Origin of the sequence: Flectobacillus roseus, assembly GCF_030056595.1 — a bacterium.
Taxonomy (GTDB): domain Bacteria; phylum Bacteroidota; class Bacteroidia; order Cytophagales; family Spirosomataceae; genus Flectobacillus; species Flectobacillus roseus.
The window spans coordinates 910,601-928,681 of the sequence record NZ_JASHIF010000002.1; the positions used below are offsets into that span (position 1 = coordinate 910,601).

12 protein-coding genes are annotated in these 18,081 nt (G+C 38.6%); 7 read left to right on the forward strand and 5 right to left on the reverse strand.

The window, feature by feature from the left end:
* Positions 1-40: 40 nt before the first annotated feature.
* The 3 genes from QM524_RS03885 to QM524_RS03895 form a co-directional block, all read right to left on the reverse strand.
* Positions 41-1,417 carry an MBOAT family O-acyltransferase gene (locus QM524_RS03885; RefSeq protein ID WP_283343583.1) on the reverse strand — a complete coding sequence of 459 codons (1,377 nt, stop codon included), beginning with the start codon at positions 1,415-1,417 and terminating at the stop codon, positions 41-43.
* A 214-nt stretch (positions 1,418-1,631) separates the two neighbouring features.
* Entirely contained in the window at positions 1,632-3,263 is a 1,632-nt protein-coding gene (locus QM524_RS03890; protein ID WP_283343584.1) for a M28 family metallopeptidase, read from the reverse strand.
* 266 nt (positions 3,264-3,529) lie between these two features.
* Positions 3,530-3,985, reverse strand: coding sequence for an Lrp/AsnC family transcriptional regulator (locus tag QM524_RS03895; protein WP_283343585.1), 456 nt, complete (start codon positions 3,983-3,985; stop codon positions 3,530-3,532).
* 146 nt (positions 3,986-4,131) lie between these two features.
* Between QM524_RS03895 and QM524_RS03900 the strand changes: the two genes are divergently transcribed.
* The 6 genes from QM524_RS03900 (at position 4,132) to hmpA (ending at position 12,294) form a co-directional block, all read left to right on the forward strand.
* Complete coding sequence (locus tag QM524_RS03900; protein ID WP_283343586.1) at positions 4,132-6,660, forward strand: serine hydrolase; 2,529 nt, start codon at positions 4,132-4,134, stop codon at positions 6,658-6,660.
* A gap of 90 nt (positions 6,661-6,750) precedes the next feature.
* On the forward strand, positions 6,751-7,791 hold the full coding sequence (locus QM524_RS03905) for a DUF1611 domain-containing protein (RefSeq protein WP_283343587.1): 1,041 nt from the start codon (positions 6,751-6,753) through the stop codon (positions 7,789-7,791).
* Between the two features lie 9 nt (positions 7,792-7,800).
* A complete protein-coding gene (locus tag QM524_RS03910) occupies positions 7,801-8,871 on the forward strand; it encodes a mandelate racemase/muconate lactonizing enzyme family protein (RefSeq protein WP_283343588.1) in 1,071 nt (356 codons plus the stop codon).
* A 129-nt stretch (positions 8,872-9,000) separates the two neighbouring features.
* Positions 9,001-10,371 (forward strand): APC family permease, encoded by a 1,371-nt coding sequence (locus QM524_RS03915; protein ID WP_283343589.1) that lies wholly within the window; start codon positions 9,001-9,003, stop codon positions 10,369-10,371.
* Between the two features lie 118 nt (positions 10,372-10,489).
* Complete coding sequence (locus QM524_RS03920) at positions 10,490-10,924, forward strand: RrF2 family transcriptional regulator (protein ID WP_283343590.1); 435 nt, start codon at positions 10,490-10,492, stop codon at positions 10,922-10,924.
* A 182-nt stretch (positions 10,925-11,106) separates the two neighbouring features.
* Positions 11,107-12,294 (forward strand): NO-inducible flavohemoprotein, encoded by a 1,188-nt coding sequence (hmpA, locus tag QM524_RS03925; protein ID WP_283343591.1) that lies wholly within the window; start codon positions 11,107-11,109, stop codon positions 12,292-12,294.
* A gap of 268 nt (positions 12,295-12,562) precedes the next feature.
* On the opposite strand, the gene dnaE is transcribed toward hmpA, so the two are convergent.
* Complete coding sequence (dnaE, locus tag QM524_RS03930; protein ID WP_283343592.1) at positions 12,563-16,135, reverse strand: DNA polymerase III subunit alpha; 3,573 nt, start codon at positions 16,133-16,135, stop codon at positions 12,563-12,565.
* A gap of 66 nt (positions 16,136-16,201) precedes the next feature.
* Positions 16,202-16,888 carry a DUF2461 domain-containing protein gene (locus QM524_RS03935; RefSeq protein ID WP_205749592.1) on the reverse strand — a complete coding sequence of 229 codons (687 nt, stop codon included), beginning with the start codon at positions 16,886-16,888 and terminating at the stop codon, positions 16,202-16,204.
* Between the two features lie 164 nt (positions 16,889-17,052).
* Between QM524_RS03935 and trpS the strand changes: the two genes are divergently transcribed.
* Positions 17,053-18,027, forward strand: a complete 975-nt coding sequence (gene trpS / locus QM524_RS03940) for a tryptophan--tRNA ligase (protein ID WP_283343593.1) — start codon at positions 17,053-17,055, stop codon at positions 18,025-18,027.
* Positions 18,028-18,081: the final 54 nt, after the last annotated feature.

Consider the following 18,081-nt stretch of genomic DNA (forward strand, 5'->3'; position numbering starts at 1 on the left):
CACAATTACTAAATTGATTAATCTATTATAGTCTGTAATATTAAAATTTAAAGTATATATACTCGGTGGGATTTTGAGTTGGCCACATCCAGTAAATTACACCTATAACACTGGCGTAGATGCCCACTCGTACTGGAAAAGACCATTTGGAAATATCAGCAGGATGTAACTCTTTTCGCTGTAACCACTCAATCAATACGATCAATATTGATAAACCAAGTCCCACGACTCCTATATCGGGCATAGAAAAGTCGCTTGTTTTAAACATTTCTTGATAATAGGTGAGGGCAGTGACAAAGTCGGGTGACCTGAAAAAGACTCTTGTAAAAGCGATAGATAAAAAAACTAAAAGCATGGAGAAAACGCCTTTCACACCATATTGAATATCATTTTTTTCTCTAGTCCAGCCTATTAAAATTGCCAAAACAAATAATAGTCCGTTGAAACTACCCCAGAGAATATAGTTGGCATTGGCACCATGCCAAACACCACTCATGAAAAACACGATAAAGATATTTACCATATATTGCCACTTGCTGCTACCTCTACCGCCTAACGGAAGGTAGATATACTCCTTGAGCCAAGCGCTGAGGGATAAATGCCATCTACGCCAAAATTCGTCTATGGTTCTTGAAATAAACGGGGAGTTGAAATTGCTATTTATCTTTATTCCTAATAGTTTGGCGATTCCCCAAGCCATATCTGAGTACCCAGAGAAATCCATGTAGACCTGAAAACTATAGAGAATAATGGCAAGCCAGAGGTAAATAAATCCTAGTTCGCTATGGTTATAAAAGATATAGTCGACAGGCTTAGCTAATAACCCAGCTACGATTACTTTTTTAAATATTCCCCATAAAATCTGCTGAATAGCCTCCTCAACAGAAGTGATTGAAATGATTCTAGATTGGCAATACTGAGGAAGGTCTTTGTATGCAATTGGAATAGGACCAGACAGAAGTTGAGGAAAGAATGACAAATAGGCTCCTAGGGTAACGGGGTTAGTTACAGGCGATATTTTTTTTCGGTAAGTATCTACCAGATAACTAGATGCAGCCAAAGTATAATAAGAAAGCCCGATAGTGGAGGCAAATTTATAGATTGAAAGCGCGCCCGAAAAATCACCTAGTAGCCAGTTGTAATACTTCGCAATGAATAGTTGTGAAAAAATTAGGAAAAGCCCTAAGGTAAGAATGGCTTTTCGTTGCTGAAAAGTCTCCATGGCTTTACCCAACAACCACGTTCCCAGAGATATAAAAGCCCATAATAAACAAAGCTTTAGGTCTACTTGCGCATAGAAATAGAGACTTCCGCCAAGAAGAATGATATTTTGAATTTTGTAATTTGTTCTAGAAAGCCAATAAATGGGACATATTACGACAAAGAAATAGATAAAATGAATCGAGTTAAACGGCATACGTTAATTTTGTGTGTTATAATTTAGTAAGGTATGGTTCGTAATTATAATGACTGAAAAAAAATGATAAAGGTTGCCTGATGCAAATGATTCTATTTTGAAAAGGTGCAAGAAGTGAGTAAAGATAAGCTAATGAATAAGCAGAAGATGAGGAAAAACACGCAATAAAAATGCCAATAAAAAAAGGAATGACAAACGTCATTCCTTTTTTTACTTATTTCTTGCCAAATTTTCCTCCGAAGAAATCTCCTACGTTCCAATCTGGTGATTTTGAATCCTGTGCAACGTAGTACCCAATCAAATAATTAACTTTTACATGCGTGGCTGCCGCATCAAAGTCGAATGGTTGTGACATATCGTCTTGCGGCGTGTGATAGATGGTGCTTCTCCAACCAACGTCAGATTTGCTTCTATCAATCGTGTCACTTGGGACAGTTTTAAAACCACTTTTGATAAACAAGGCTGGAATACCTTTTTTGATAAAACTAAAATGGTCGCTACGAATAAATACCACTTGCTCTGGGAATGGATCTGGACTAATGCCTAAGCCTAAAATCTTTGCTGTTTTTTCTACCTGCTGATTCAAACTCGAATGCTGTGCACCATAAGGCACAATATCCAAAATAGGATGGAAGAAGAATGGCATATCAATGGCCAAATCTGCTACGATTTTTCCATTGAGTGGACTGTTACTTGCAAAATAATCAGAACCCAATAAACCAAACTCTTCACCTGTAACGATGGTGAAAACAATTGAACGTTTTGGCGCTTCAGGTAAATTTTTGAAGGTTTGAGCAATCTCTAACAGAATAGCAACGCCAGAAGCATTGTCATGCGCACCATTATAAATTGAATCACCTTTGACAGGTGCACCGATGCCAAAATGGTCGAGGTGTGCTGTGTACACAATATATTCGTCTTTCAGCTTGGGGTCAGAACCTTCGATCATACCCACCAAATTTGAACCTGCTACTGAGGTAAATTGCGTATTTACTTTAATAGTTGCCTGAATGTTGAGGTCAAATGACTCGGCTTTACCAGCTTTGGTACTTTCTACAGCCGAAGCAAAGGTTTTTCCCGATTTGGCAAATAGTTTTTCTGCTTTGTCAGGATTAAAGGTTGCCACCGCTTTCAAGGCAGGAAAGGCATCGTTGGGTTGACCTTCTTTATTCAACCATTTGAAAGTCCCTTGTTTAGTTCTGCGAACAGTAGCCTCCCAAGTCGAACGTTTGTCGTTAGGAAAATTTACTGAGATAACTCCAACGGCACCACGTTTGATGGCCTCGTTATATTTGACAGGGTTTGTGGTAAAATAGGCTCTTTGATTTGAAGGAAAACTTTCAGGCGCCGCGTTGAATAATACAACGATTTTGCCTTTCACATCAATACCCTTGTAGTCGTCATATTGCATTTCTGGTGCCGAAATACCATAGCCTACAAATACCAAGGGAGCTGATACTGACGATTCCGCTTGTGGCATATACGGACTCGCGATAAACTCTTGACCGTAAGTCAAAGTTTCTTCTCCGAGGGTCATGGCAGTGAGTTTTTCACTAACAATCCCTTTTTTCAAAGGAACGGGTTGTAGATAACCACCATCGGGCATGGCTGGTTTCAGGCCAATTCGCATCATTTGTGTTTCTACAAATTTTGACGCAACAGAAAAGCCTCTAGTTCCAGGCTGACGACCTTCGACCAAATCATCTGCCAAAAAGGTCATGGTCGCTTTGATGGCATTAGGATTGATATTTTTTAAGTTTTTCACTTCTGGACCACCTTTTTGTCCAATAGCTGAAAAGCCCAAAAGGCAAGCCATAGTACTTGCCGAAAGAAAGGATAATTTCATTGGTTTTTGTGTTGACGATTTTATGAAAAAATTTAGAACATGTTTGAATTTTACAGGTAAAAAAAATAAAAAAGTCTGTATTTGTTTTCTGAAATCCTGTTGTTTGAGCCGCAGGCGAGTTTAGGATTTCTTGACTTTCTTTTGTTACTTTTCTTGTGTCAAGACAAGAAAAGTAAGGAGTTGCGAAAGGAAATTTTGCTTTTTTGGATAAATGCCAAATAAAATTTTAAAACATACTCTTAGTTTGATTTACAGAGATACAAGATTTAGTCCACTGGTACTGCCGTTGTGTATTTAACATGATGAAGCACCACCGTACTGCTATGCACCTTAATCGTGGGAATTTCGGCCATTCTGCGCAAAAAACTATCATACTCTTTAATGTCCTTGACGTATACTTTTAGCTGATAATCCACCGTACCCGCCAAATGATAGCACTCTATTACTTCTGGCATATTTTGAACAATTTGCTCAAAAGTATCAATATTCTCGTGGGTATAAATCGGCATGGAAACATTACAGAAAACTACTTGTCCACGTCCAGTTTTTTCAGGGTTTACTAAGGCTACATATCCAGATATAACACCGTCTTTTTCTAACCGCTTGATTCGCTCAAATACAGGCGAGGTGGTTAGATTCAACATTTCGGCTAATTCTTTAATGGTTAGTTTGGCATTTTGCTGTAATAACTGAAGAATTTGTTGGTCGGTCGAGTCCAGCATAATATTCTGTTTAATAATTTAATTTTATCTTGATAAAGCAAAATATGCTTATTTTTTTGAAAATGACAAAAATTAGCAAGGCATTTTTGAGTACTTTAAAGAATAAAATATAAATTTAAACTAAGTAATCAGCATAAACATCTGATATGATGCCTCTAAAAAGAAACTTGTTTTTGCTGCTTTTGGCAGTGTTTTATCCTTTTTGTAGGACAACAGCTCAACTGACTCCTCAGAAAATTGCTCAAGTGGATAGCGCCATGAGAGTGCTACACGCTCAGGGTCAATTTAGCGGAGTGGTTCTTTTGTCTGAGAAAGGGAAAATCAAGTTTCAAAAGGCACTCGGATATACAGATTACTTACAGCGCAATGCGCTAGATGCGGCTCAGCCCTTCAATCTTGCCTCAATTACTAAACAATTCGTAGCAACGATGACTATGAAACTCTTTGAGCAAGGGAAATTGGAATATGACCAGAAGGTTATCCATTTTATTCCAAATTTCCCTTATCAAGAGATTACCATTCGTCAACTACTGACCCATACTTCTGGTTTGCCAGAATATTTTGATTTGGCTATGAGCCATCTCAATACCTTAGATACTCTTACCAACGATAAGCTCATTCAATTACTCGCCGAAAAACACCCACCACTCAATTTTGCTTCTGGTACAAAATGGGAATACTGTAATACGGGATATTTACTTTTGGCAAGTATTATCGAAAAAGCATCGGGAACTTCTTTTGAACACTTCTTCAGCACTCAAATATCCCAGCCGTTTGGACTAAAAAACACTTTTGTTTATTTTCTAAATGGTCCTAATCAAAACAGAAAACGTGTTTTAGGTTTTGAAAGAAAAAATGGGAAAGCTATTTCCAATGACCTCATTCGCTTGGATGGGGTTGTTGGCGATGGCAATATCTACTCAAGTGCAGAGGATTTGAATAAATGGATTCAACTGGTTACAGAAAATAAGGTGTTAAAACCTGCTACTTGGGCGGAGGCTTTCAAACCTGTTCAACTCAAAGATGGCTCAAGTTATCCTTATGGTTTTGGTTGGGGAATTTTCGAGAATGGTTTTGAACACAATGGCTCATGGGTTGGTTTTCAAAATGCTATTTTCAGAAATAACAAAACCCAAACAACTGCCATTCTGCTATCAAATGGAACAAACCCAATTTTTAGAAATATTCTCAAAAAAATACTTGCTGGTCAACCTTTTCATTTACCTAAAACACATTTAATCAAAAATATCAAATTGATAGATGGTACAGGGTTGCCAAGTCAACAAGTTCAGGTTAGGATTAAAGATAACAAAATTTGGGAAATTGGCAAATTAGAACCTTTTGTTGGCGAGACTGTAACCGATGGAAATGGACAAATTCTGGCACCTGGGTTTATTGATTCGCATAGCCATCATTATGGAAGTTTAGACAAGACCCCCACAGCCATTCCCATGCTCAGCCAAGGAATTACTACCATTGTAATCGGTCAAGATGGAAGTAGCTATGCCATGGATAGTTTGAGTAAATGGATGAAAGAAAAACCTGTAGCCGTTAATGTTGCCTCCTACACAGGCCATGCGACGCTCCGACAGAAAGTAATGGGACCGCGAGGTTTGTACCGAACTGCTAAGCCTGAGGAGGTCGAAAAAATGAAAGTTTTATTAGAAACTGAACTTCAGAAAGGTTCCATTGGCTTAAATACAGGTCTTGAATATGAATCTTCCTTTTTCTCGAATCGTGATGAAGTCCTTGAACTAGCTAAAGTTGCAGCCATCAACGGCGGACGTTATATGAGTCATATCAGAAGTGAGGATATAAATTTAACAGAGGCTATTGACGAAATTATTGATATAGGCAGAGAAGCAAAGATTCCTGTTCAAATTTCACATGGAAAAATAGCCATTCGTTCTCAATGGAAATCTGCTCACGAAGTATTGGCAAAACTCCAAGAAGCTCGTGCAGAAGGAATTCAAGTTACGGCAGATTGTTATCCATATACTTTTTGGCATTCGACTTTAAGAGTTCTTTTTCCTAAAAGAGATTATACCAATCTTGAGAGTGCCCAGATGGCAACTGAACAGCTTTTTGACCCTAAAGAGTCTATCATAGTTCGTTTTGCGCCAAACAAATCTTATGCAGGTAAAACACTTGCTGAAATTGCTGGTTTACGGGGGAAAACAGAAGCTCAAACCTTGATGGATTTGGTAGCTGAAGCGGAAGAATTTGACAAGAAAAATCCAGATTATGACGAAGGAATAGAGGCAATCATGGGTAAATCTATGGATGATGAAGATGTGGAGGCAATATTGGCTTGGCCACATACCAATATCTGTTCAGATGGAGCAGGAAGCGGACATCCAAGGGGACATGGGGCTTTTACGAGAGTATTGGGGAAATATGTTCGAGAAAAAAAGCTTTTCTCTTGGGAAACAGCTATCTATAAAATGACAGGACTAACAGCCGAAAACCTAGGTATCCAACATCGTGGACTTATCAAACCAGATTGTTATGCAGACATGGTACTATTTGACCCAGAAACGGTTGTAGACCATGCTGATGTAAGAAATCCTAAAGCTCTATCATCAGGTATTAAAATGGTTTGGGTCAATGGCGAATTGGTTTGGCAAGACCAAAAACCTACTGGGAAATTGTCAGGACAAATGATTAAAAGATAACTTACATTTTTCACCTTAATATCTAATCCTAATAGGGCAGATGCATTCGTATGTTTTTGCCCTTAATCAAGTAATTAATTACCTCTCTTTATGAAAAAAGCTGTAGTATTAACCGACGGTTTATTAGAAACAAACGACGCTAAAACGGCGCATGGCTTAATCAGGGGCACCGAACGATTCGATATCGTTGGTGTAATTGATACGCCTAAGTTGTCGGGCAAAGATGCTGGAGAAGTTTTGGATGGAAAACATCGAAATATTCCTGTATTTGGTTCGTTGGAAGATGCTATTGAACAATTAACAGAGATTCATTATTTAATAATTGGTGTGGCAACTGTTGGGGGAGTGTTGCCTCCAGCCATGGTTGGAATCGTAGAAAAGGCCTTAGAAGCAGGTATTTCTGTAGTAAATGGACTTCATGAGTATTTGACGGATAATTCTGTTTTTGTCAAATTAGCGGAGGAAAAAAACTTGGAGCTCATAGATATTCGTAAGCCCAAGAAACGTCAGGATTTACATTTTTGGACAGGCGAAATCAATCAAGTAGACGTGCCAATTGTGGCAGTGATGGGCATGGATTGTGCCTTGGGAAAACGTACCACCGCCAGATTATTACGTCAATGTGCAGCACAAAAAGGTATTTCAGCAGAAATGATTTATACTGGTCAAACAGGTTGGTTGCAAGGTGGAAAATACGGTTTTGTCTTTGATTCGACACTCAATGATTTTGTTTCAGGAGAATTAGAACATGCTATTGTATCCTGTTGGAAAGAGACTAAGCCCGCTTTTATTCTATTGGAAGGACAATCTGCCTTAAGAAACCCAAGTGGTCCTTGCGGCTTTGAGTTTATTATTTCAGGAAATGCCCAAAAGGTCGTTTTGGTACATGCACCCAAAAGAAAATATTACGATAATGACCCGCATTGGGGCGAAATACCCAGTGTGAGTTCAGAAATAGCATTGATTCAACAACTAGGAGCTGAAGTAATCGCGTTGGCTCTCAATACAGAAGATTGTACCGAAGAGGAATATCTTGCTTTTAAAGAAAGCTATCAAAAAGAGTTAGGCATACCCGTGGTTTTACCACTTCAGGATGGGGTAGAGGAGGTATTAAATGTGATTCTAAACTAACCTTGACCCATGAAAATCGTTGCTATTCGTGCCTATATCAAATATTTGGCGCTCACCAAGCCTTATACCATTGCTTACAGTACATTTACAGATGTTGAATTGGTATTTCTAGAAATTGAACTAGAAAATGGTATCATTGGCGTAGGTTCGGCGAGTCCTGCCGAAGAAGTTGTAGGTGAAAATCCTACTCAGACTTTAGCTTCTTTACAAACAGATTTTGTGCAAAAATTAGTAGGAAGAGATATCCGACATTTCCAACAACTCATTTTTGAAGCTCATCAATATTTTGGGTATTTGCCTGGGACATTGGCAGCGATTGATTTAGCACTTCATGACGCGTTTTGTCAATATTTAGCCATTCCAGTGGTTGATTATTACGGAAGAAAAATCGAAGCCTTGCCTACGTCTGTGACGATTGGTATTAAGGGTGTAGAGGAAACCGTCGAAGAAGCAAAGGAGTATCTTTCGCTAGGCTTTTCGACATTGAAGGTAAAAACAGGACTAGATTGGCAAGAAGATTTGGAAAGAGTAGTTGCCTTGCGTAAATCGTTTGGCAATGCTATCACGATTCGAGTAGATGCCAACCAAGGTTATGACTTAGATACCTTACAAAAATGGTTTGAACATACCCAAAGTTTGGAGATCGAGTTGGTTGAACAGCCTATTCAAGTAGGACAGGAAAACAACTTGTATCAAACCTTAGATTTCGCATCGAGCATAGCGGCAGATGAAAGTTTGAAAGATGCACAGTATGCTATCAAGTTTGCTTCAGAACCCAAAAGATTCGGTATTTTTAATATCAAACTCATGAAATGTGGAGGACTTTTGCCCGCTTTGGAAATAGCCCAAATTGCCAAAAATGTTGGAATTAGTCTATTTTGGGGTTGTAATGACGAAAGCATCGCGAGTATCACGGCTGCCTTACACCTTGCTTATGCGTGTCCAAATACAAAATATCTCGATTTAGATGGCAGTTTTGACTTGGCAGAGGATTTGGTAACAGGAGGTTTTGAAGTTAAAAACGGTTTCATGTATCTCAATGAAAAAAGTGGATTTGGATTTTCTTTGTTGAAGCTATAAATAGGAGGGAGAATCTTTAAAAAGCACCACAAATACGATGAATTGGCTTGTTTTCTGACATATTTACAGAACGCTAAAGCGAATACTACAAAAACTCAAAATTCAACATTCCTAACTCCGCAATCAACTATGTCTCTTCTCCAACCTAAAATAGGGCTTCGTTCGGCTAGCTTGCTTGTAGTAAGTGTGATTGTTGGTTCGGGAGTTTTCAAGAAAATAGCCCCAATGTCAGCCGAGTTGGGCTCGCCTTGGTTGGTGTTATTGTGTTGGGTGGTCGCAGGGCTTATCACCTTGGCGGGGGCACTGACAACGGCTGAAATGGCAAGTCTCTTTCCTGATTCGGGTGGAGAATATCAATATTACCGAAAAGTGTACAATCCATTCTTTGCTTTTTTGTACGGTTGGGGCAATTTTACGGTGATGAAAACAGCCTCTATTGCCGCCTTATCCTATGTGTTTGCAGAATCTTTTTATTCTATTTTTGCCAAAAATTTACCGCTGTACTTCATCGATGCAGGAATATTAATCAAAATTATAGCTACGCTTTTGGTTGCTTCGTTAACGTATGTCAACTACAAAGGATTAACTATTGCTGAGAAATTGAGTAACAGCCTGACGTTTTTGATGTTTTTGTCAGTAGGAATTTTTGTTTTTTGGGGACTATGGAGCCCTCAGGGCTCGTGGGAAAACTTAAGCCATTCATCATCTTTTGAAATTTATCAACATCGTACAACTGGCACTTGGATTAAAGCCTTATTTGCAGCTTGCCTTGGGGCATTTTGGGGATACGAAGGCTGGAACCATATTGGATTTATTGGCGAAGAGGTCAAATCTCCCCAAAAGAATTTGCCTTTGGCTCTAACTTTTGGGACGCTTGCCGTTATACTGATTTATGTGTCGCTCAATCTTGTATATCTTCGAGTATTGCCTATTGAGGCATTTATCCAAATAAATGAAAATCCCAATACTATTGCGGCTATTGAAGTTGCCAAGGTAATCATGGGACCAATTGGAACGATTTTATTGGCGTGTTTAATTCTGCTCACGACCCTTAATGCCACGAATGGGACTATTTTGATGTCGGCACGATTGTTTTATGCCATGGGAAGAGATAAGCTGTTTTTTACGCAAACCGCACATATTCATCCGAATTATCAAACTCCTTCTTTTGCCTTACTATTTCAAGCTTTGTGGTCAGTGCTGTTGATTTGGTCTGGCAGTTTTGATCAACTGACAGATATGTTGGTTTTCGCTTCTTTCATCTATTATGGCGCTACAGCATACGGAGTGATTCTACTTCGTCAAAAAGAACCAATGCTTAAACGAGTCTACAAAGTAGTGGGTTATCCATATATACCAATTGTTTTTATCTTGTTTTGTTTGGTATTAGTTACAGTCACCTTGTTTACTCAACCTGTACAGGCTTTTTCTGGCTTAGCGTTAATTGGCTCAGGGATACCATTTTATTTTTACTGGAATAAGATAGAAAGTAAAGGCTAAACATATTGATGCCTATTGCTAAAATTTTTACATCGGCATTGTGAAAAAAATACAATAAAAGACTTTTTTATCCTTTATTAATGATTTATCTTTGTCATGTTAATTAACAATAGTATTTATGTTTTCTAAAACTTGTGAATATGCCATCAAGGCCAGTATTTACATTGCGTCCCAGTCTTTAGCACAAAAGAGGGTGGGGATAAAAGATATTGCCCAAGCCACAGAATCGCCAGAGGCTTTTACTGGAAAAATCATGCAGGTTTTATCAAAAAATCATATTGTGGCTTCGGTAAAAGGACCACACGGAGGATTTGAAATTCTCGAATCGGCGATGAAAGAGAAAAAATTGGCAGAGGTAGTTCGCGCAATGGATGGTGATGATATTTTCAAAAGTTGCGGATTAGGTCTAAAGGAATGTTCCGGAGCAAATCCTTGTCCTTTACATAATCAATTTGCTAAAATTAGAGCTGACATTACTAAACTTCTTGAAACTACCACTTTGTATGACGTAGCAACAGGTTTGGCTGATGGATTGACTTTTTTGAAGCGTTAATCTTATGGGTGATTTATCCAAAATTGATTGAAATTTTACTAATGGGTAATCCTTTTAATATGGGTTAAAACCTTTTGAGAGTTTGCAGTTTACTTTGATTAATCACCTTTTAAACATTTTTTTAATTATATTTTTTAACCATATAAAAGATTAAAAGGTCTTTTATTCTTTATTGTAAAATTATGGCAAGTGCAAAAACTATAGAAATCGTAAAGGCTACTGTGCCTGTGTTAGCCGTTCACGGTGAGGCAATTACGAAAACTTTTTACCAGTTGTTATTTGAAAGAAATCCTTCTCTCAAAAATGTGTTTAACATGACGCACCAAGCACACGGAACACAACCGCGTGCCTTAGCGAATGCGGTTTATGCGTATGCTGCCAACATCGAAAATCCAGCAGTTTTGGCAAAAGCAATAACCCAAATTACACAGAAACATACCAGTTTATCCGTTACTCCAGAAATGTATAACATTGTGGGTACCAATTTATTGGAGGCTATCAAAATCGTTTTGGGAGATGCTGCTACGGCTGATATTATCAATGCTTGGGCAGAGGCTTATCAAGAATTAGCAAATTTATTGATTGGCATCGAAGAGAATATCTACCAAGAAGCTGAGCAACAGGAGGGTGGTTACCGTGGACAGAAAAATTATACAATTGTCAAAAAAGAGGAGGAATCGAGTATTATAACTAGTTTCTATCTAAAACCTTCAGACAACTCAGCAATACCGCCTTTTAAGGCTGGGCAATATGTAGCGGTTAATGTGGTTATTCCCGACGCAGAGCACACCCACACACGTAATTATAGTTTGTCGGGTTGTACGACGCAAAATACTTTAAGAATCTCCGTAAAAAAAGAATCTGGTCATCCAGCAGGAGTTGTTTCAAATTATTTGCACGAAATAGCACAAGTGGGCGATATCATCAAATTGGGTATTCCTGCGGGAGAATTTGTATTAGAACCGACACAAAAACCAATTGTTTTGATTGCTGGTGGAGTGGGTATTACCCCATTGATGAGTATGTATATGGATTTGTTTCATCATGCCGAAAATGAAGTTTTGTTTATTCAGTGTGCTAAAAATGGCGAAGTTCACGCTTTTGGACAAAGAAGTCGTCAGTTGGCGGATAAAAAGAAGAGTTTGAAAGTGATTTCAATCTACGACGAACCCTTATCGACTGACCAACCAGATTATAATGGTTTGCTTACACCAGAAATTCTAAAAGCCAATATCTCATCGCTTGATGCAGAATATTATTTTTGTGGGCCAGTTCTATTTATTAAACAGGTAAAACAGATGCTTTTATCACTAGAAATTCCAGAGGGGCAATTACATTATGAATTTTTTGGTCCAAGTGGGGATTTGTAGAGAAACAATCAAATAGGCGGCTTTAAAAGTTGAAAGTGCATACACAATAGAAACAGTTTAAAGCTGAGATGATTCTATGATTTTTCATCAAAAAAGCGGTTGAAAAATAATTTTCAACCGCTTTTTTGATATTGCTATGCTATTTCTGCTTTAATCGTAAAGTGTTACCTCTCTACTCCTAAATAACAAACTTTAACATAATTACTAAAGCACAAATCACTCACTCGGTGATTATTCACTTTGTTCCTTTCTAACTATGCCACTCTAACTAGTTCAACTTAAAAGTAATGCCATTAATTTGCTGAAGTTCTTCTAAGAATTCATTATTGGGAGAAATTTTATTCTTCCTTGAGAGCATAGTAACCTCCACTTTGTCTTCAGGATCGACAACTTTCACAGAAACACTACATGTACCTTGATGTTTTAGGAAAAGTTGATTCAAAGATTCTACTATCATAGAATTTACAGACTGCAATCCTAAAGTAATACTGAGTTCTTTGGTGTACTTATCCCGAATTTCTGAAAGCAATTGCATACTCATGGGTTTATATTCCCAGTCGTCAGGCTTGCCCCAACGGTTGCGAACGGTACCTCGTACATACAAAAATCTATCTTGAGAAACGTATTTCGATAGGTTCACAAAATCCTCACCAAAAAGGGCAAACTCATAACTGCCATTATAATCTTCCAATGTGAACAACATAAATGGATTTCCATTTTTAGAATATCGTTCCACTACTTTGGTGACAATTCCTCCTACACTAACCTCTTTTCCACGATAAGCAGGATCCATTACTTTATCCAAAGTGGTGGTACAAAAACTATCAAGCTCTAGTCGATAGGTATCGAGCGGGTGACCTGAAATGTAAATCCCTACGACATCTTTTTCGAACTTCAATCGCTCCATTTGAGACCATTTTTCGATACTCGGAATTTTTGGTTTGGCAATATCTGCTCCGCCACCATCACCCAACATTCCGAATAAAGACGCTTGGGCTGAGGAAGCTAGTTCAGTGGATTTGTTGGCATAACGGATAATTTTTTCAATAAAGGTACTACCTTCACTTTCTTCAAAATAGATAGCTCGGTGGATTTCTGGATAGCAATCAAATGCACCTGCATAAGCCAAACTTTCTAGCGTTTTCTTGTTTACCGTTCGTAAATTTACACGAGTCACAAAGTCATAAATATCCTTGTAAGGGCCATTTTTGTCACGCTCCTCGATAATTGATTCTACAGCCGCATCACCAGTTCCTTTGATGGCACCCAAACCAAATCGAATTTCTCCTTTTTTGTTTACGGCAAAAGAACGGTAAGATTCGTTGATGTCTGGTCCCAACACAGGCAATCCCATTCGCTTACACTCTTCCATAAAGAAAGTAATCTTTTCGATGTTGCCTAAAGAGTTAGACATCACTGCAGCCATATACTCCGAAGGATAATGCGCTTTGAGATAACCAGTTTGGTATGCTACAAATGCATAACAAGTCGAGTGAGATTTGTTGAAGGCATATTGTGCAAAAGCTTCCCAGTCTGTCCAGATTTTATTGAGTTTGTCTTCAGGATGCCCTTTTTCTTTAGCACCGTCCACAAACTTACTTTTCATTTTATCAAGTGTGTAGCGGTCTTTTTTACCCATAGCTTTTCTCAAAACGTCGGCGTCTCCTTTTGAGAAACCTGCTAGTTTTTGAGATAAAAGCATCACCTGCTCTTGATAAACGGTAATTCCATAAGTATCTGCCAAGTATTCCTCCATGTCGGGCAAATCGTAGGAGATTTCCTCACGACCATGTTTACGAGCAATAAAGTTGGGAATATAGGCAATAGGACCTGGTCGGTACAAGGCATTCATGGCAATTAAATCCGAGAATTGATCGGGCTTTAAGTCCAATAAGTGCTTTTGCATACCACCAGATTCAAATTGGAAGGTAGCGTTTGTTTCGCCTCGTTGATATAATTCGTAAGTTTTTACGTCATCGAGCGGAATGGTATCTAAATCAATTTCTACACCGTAGTTTTGCTTGATTAAACGAAGGGCTTCTTTTAGGATTGAAAGGGTTTTTAGACCCAAAAAGTCCATTTTGATTACACCAGCGTCTTCAATGATTTTACCTTCAAATTGCGTAATTAATAAGTTTACTTCTTTTGAAGTTGCAACTGGCAAAATTTCAGTTAAATCCTTTGGCGCAATGATAATACCCGCAGCATGAATACCCGTCCCACGAACCGAACCTTCCAATACCAAAGCTTCTTCTAGTACTTTCGAACGTAAAGAACCTTCTCGACGAATTTCACGAAGTTTCTTGACGTTTTCGATATCTTCAGCCTGTAATTGTTCTTTTTCAGCAAGTGATTTTTCACCAACTAGAGGGGCATTCATTACTCGGTTCAAACTAGTGCCGGGTTTATCAGGGACTAGTTTTGCAAGTTCGTTGGATTCATTCAATGGCAAATCCATCACACGAGCTACGTCTTTGATGGACATTTTGGCGGCCATCGTACCATAGGTGACAATATGGGCAACTTGTTGTTTTCCATATTTATCTACCACATAATCAATTACTTTTTGGCGACCTTCATCATCGAAGTCCGTATCAATATCGGGCATTGATTTACGGTCAGGATTCAAGAAACGCTCAAATAGGAGATTGTATTTGATTGGGTCAATATTGGTAATACCGATACAGTAGGCTACCGCCGAACCAGCCGCCGAACCACGACCTGGACCCACAAATACGCCCAAGTCTCGACCAGCGTTGATAAAATCTTGTACAATCAAGAAGTAACCCGCAAATCCCATCGTTCTTACCACGTGTAACTCAAACGCCAAACGTTCCTTGATGTGCGGTTCTTCCCAATTTTCACCATATCGGTTGCGAGCACCTTCCCATGTAAGGTGTTCGAGATAATCGTCTTGAGAAACAAAACCTGCTGGAATCTGATAATTAGGAAGCAAAATATCTTGCTTCAGCTTCAAGTGGTCACACTTGTCAACGATTTCGTTGGTATTATCAATCGCCTCTGGAATATGGCTCCAAAGGTCAGTCATTTCTTGAGTTGACTTAAAATAGAATTGGTCGTTGTAAAAGGCAAAACGTTTTCCTTTTACACTTTCACCATCATCAACATCCTTATAAGTTGGGGTTGATTGCTTTTCCCCTGTGTTGATACAAAGTAAAATATCGTGTGCGTTGGCATCCTTTTGGTCGAGATAGTGAGAGTCATTTGACGCAATTACTCTTACATTGTATTTTTTTGCAAACTTCAGCAAAACCTCATTTACCTTTAATTGGTCAGGAATTTCGTGGTTTTGTACCTCGATATAATAATCCTCACCAAAGAGGTCTAGCCACCATTTGAATTCTTTCTCAGCTTCTTCTTCACCATGTTTTAAGATAGCTTGCGGAACAGAAGCACCGATGCAGCAGGTAGTCGCGATTAATCCTTCATGATATTGTAGAATCAATTCTTTATCGATACGAGGATATTTACCATATAAACCCTCGATGTATCCCAACGAACAAAGTTTGACCAAGTTTTCATAACCTTTGCGGTTTTTGGCCAGCATTAATTGGTGATTACGACGGTCTTTTTGGTCTTTTGAAAAGGATTTTTTGTGACGGTCTTCTACAACATAGAACTCGCAACCCACGATAGGTTTGACGTCTCCATGTTTGCCTGCTTCTGCCACAAATTGGAACGCCCCAAACATATTTCCGTGGTCGGTAATAGCCACAGCTGGCATATTATCAGCCTTGGCTTTTGCAAAAAGCCCAGAAATTTTTGAAGCTCCATCTAGTAAGGAGTACTGTGTGTGACAGTGTAAGTGACTAAATTGCATAATTTCTAAGGGTAATATTGGCAAAGAAATGGTTTGGAAAAACCTATTTCAGAATTAATTTCTTTCCTACAACAACTGAATATCTGGCTCTTCGTGGTCGAAGAAAATGACATTCAGGTAATCCAAATAAGGTTTTAACACTTTACAGGTTTCAGTAACTTGCTCCACAAAGTTGGGCGAAAGCACCTCTTCGTTGGTAAATTTTTTCCAGAAAAACATCTGTTTCCATTTCAGTAATTCAATTTCTGGATGGTTTTTATCATACCCTTTTGGAGAAGTTTTTACTTTCTCACCTTCAGGCGTTCCAAAGGTTTTGACAAAAAGAGGATCAAAGATAATACCTTTTAGACTTTCTGGACTAAAATCTATTTCTTGACGGAATGCCGCGAGTTGCTCTGCTGTTGGTGAATACATACCGCCACCCAAAAAGGAGCCTCCATCTTCTATATGTAAATAGTAATCCATTTTTCCTGACTTACGACCACCTTCCGAAAAACTAGCCGAGAGCCAAGTTTTGTAAGGCGCTTTGTTTGCCGAAAAACGAACATCACGAGCAATTCGATAATTACAGTCCTTAATTTTTACGCCAGACAGGTTTTCAAACGTTCCAATGGTATTTATTAATTCTTGGATGGTTTCTTCAAAACTTGCTTTTACTCCATCGTATTCTTTCTTGTTGGCGTGAAACCATTCTCGGTTATTGTTGATTTTGAGTTGATTAAGGTATTCAAAAGTTTGTTGAGTAATGGCCATATTTTTACTTTTTATAGATTTGTATCAGTTCTTATTTGTGAAGTTACTCAAAATGTTCAAACCATGATTTGACGGATTGGAGGAATTTGTGGAATTTTGTACAAAAATGGACTCGAAGCTTGCGAAGGCTTCAATATCACAAAGAACCAATTAATCCTTCTAGCATGAGAATACTAACAGGCATTCAAGCATCGGGGCGTCCACATTTGGGAAATATTTTGGGAGCGATTCGCCCAGCCGTAGCCTTGTCTAAAGAACCAAATAATGAATCATTTTTGTTCATTGCTGACTTACATACTTTAACAAGTTTGAAAGATGGTGATGCACTTCGTCAAAATACTTATGCTATTGCAGCCGCATGGTTGGCTTGCGGATTTGACCCTGAGAAAAACTTTTTCTACCGTCAATCAAGATTGGCTGGCTATCATACCGAATTGATGTGGTATCTTAATTGCTTTACGCCATTCCCTATGTTGGCCAATGCGCACAGCTTCAAAGAAAAATCTGAAAAATTAGCTAGTGTAAACGCTGGTTTGTTTACCTATCCAGTTTTACAAGCAGCAGACATCGTTTTATATGATGCTCACTTGGTACCTGTTGGCAAAGACCAACGCCAGCACCTCGAAATGACTCGTGATATTGCGTCAGCATTTAACCGCCAATATGAAGAGGAGGTTTTGGTGCTTCCAGAGGCAAGAATTGATGAGTCAGTTATGACGATTCCTGGGATTGATGGACAAAAGATGAGTAAATCGTATGGCAACTTCATCGATGTGTTTTTACCTGAAAAGGAATTACTAAAAGTTGTTAAGAAAATTGTTACAGATACCACTCCTTTAGAAGAACCTAAAAATCCAGATACTTGTAACGTTTTCAAATTGTATGAATTAGTAGCAACAGCAGAAGAAATTGCCTCAATGCGTGAAAAATATTTGGCAGGTGGCTTTGGCTACGGTCATGCCAAACAAGCATTGCATGAGGTATTAGTTCGTGAGTTTGCCGAAGAAAGACGTTTGTTTGAGTATTATATGAACAACTTAGACGAGCTAGAAGCAAAATTGAAAATCGGGGAAGCCAAAGCAGAAGAAATCGCCAAAGCAACGATTGAGCGTGTTCGTAAAGTGTTACGATTTGTTTAAAATACCCAACCGTGTCATGTGAGTGTTGAGTTTTGAGTGTGTTGGTTAATATCT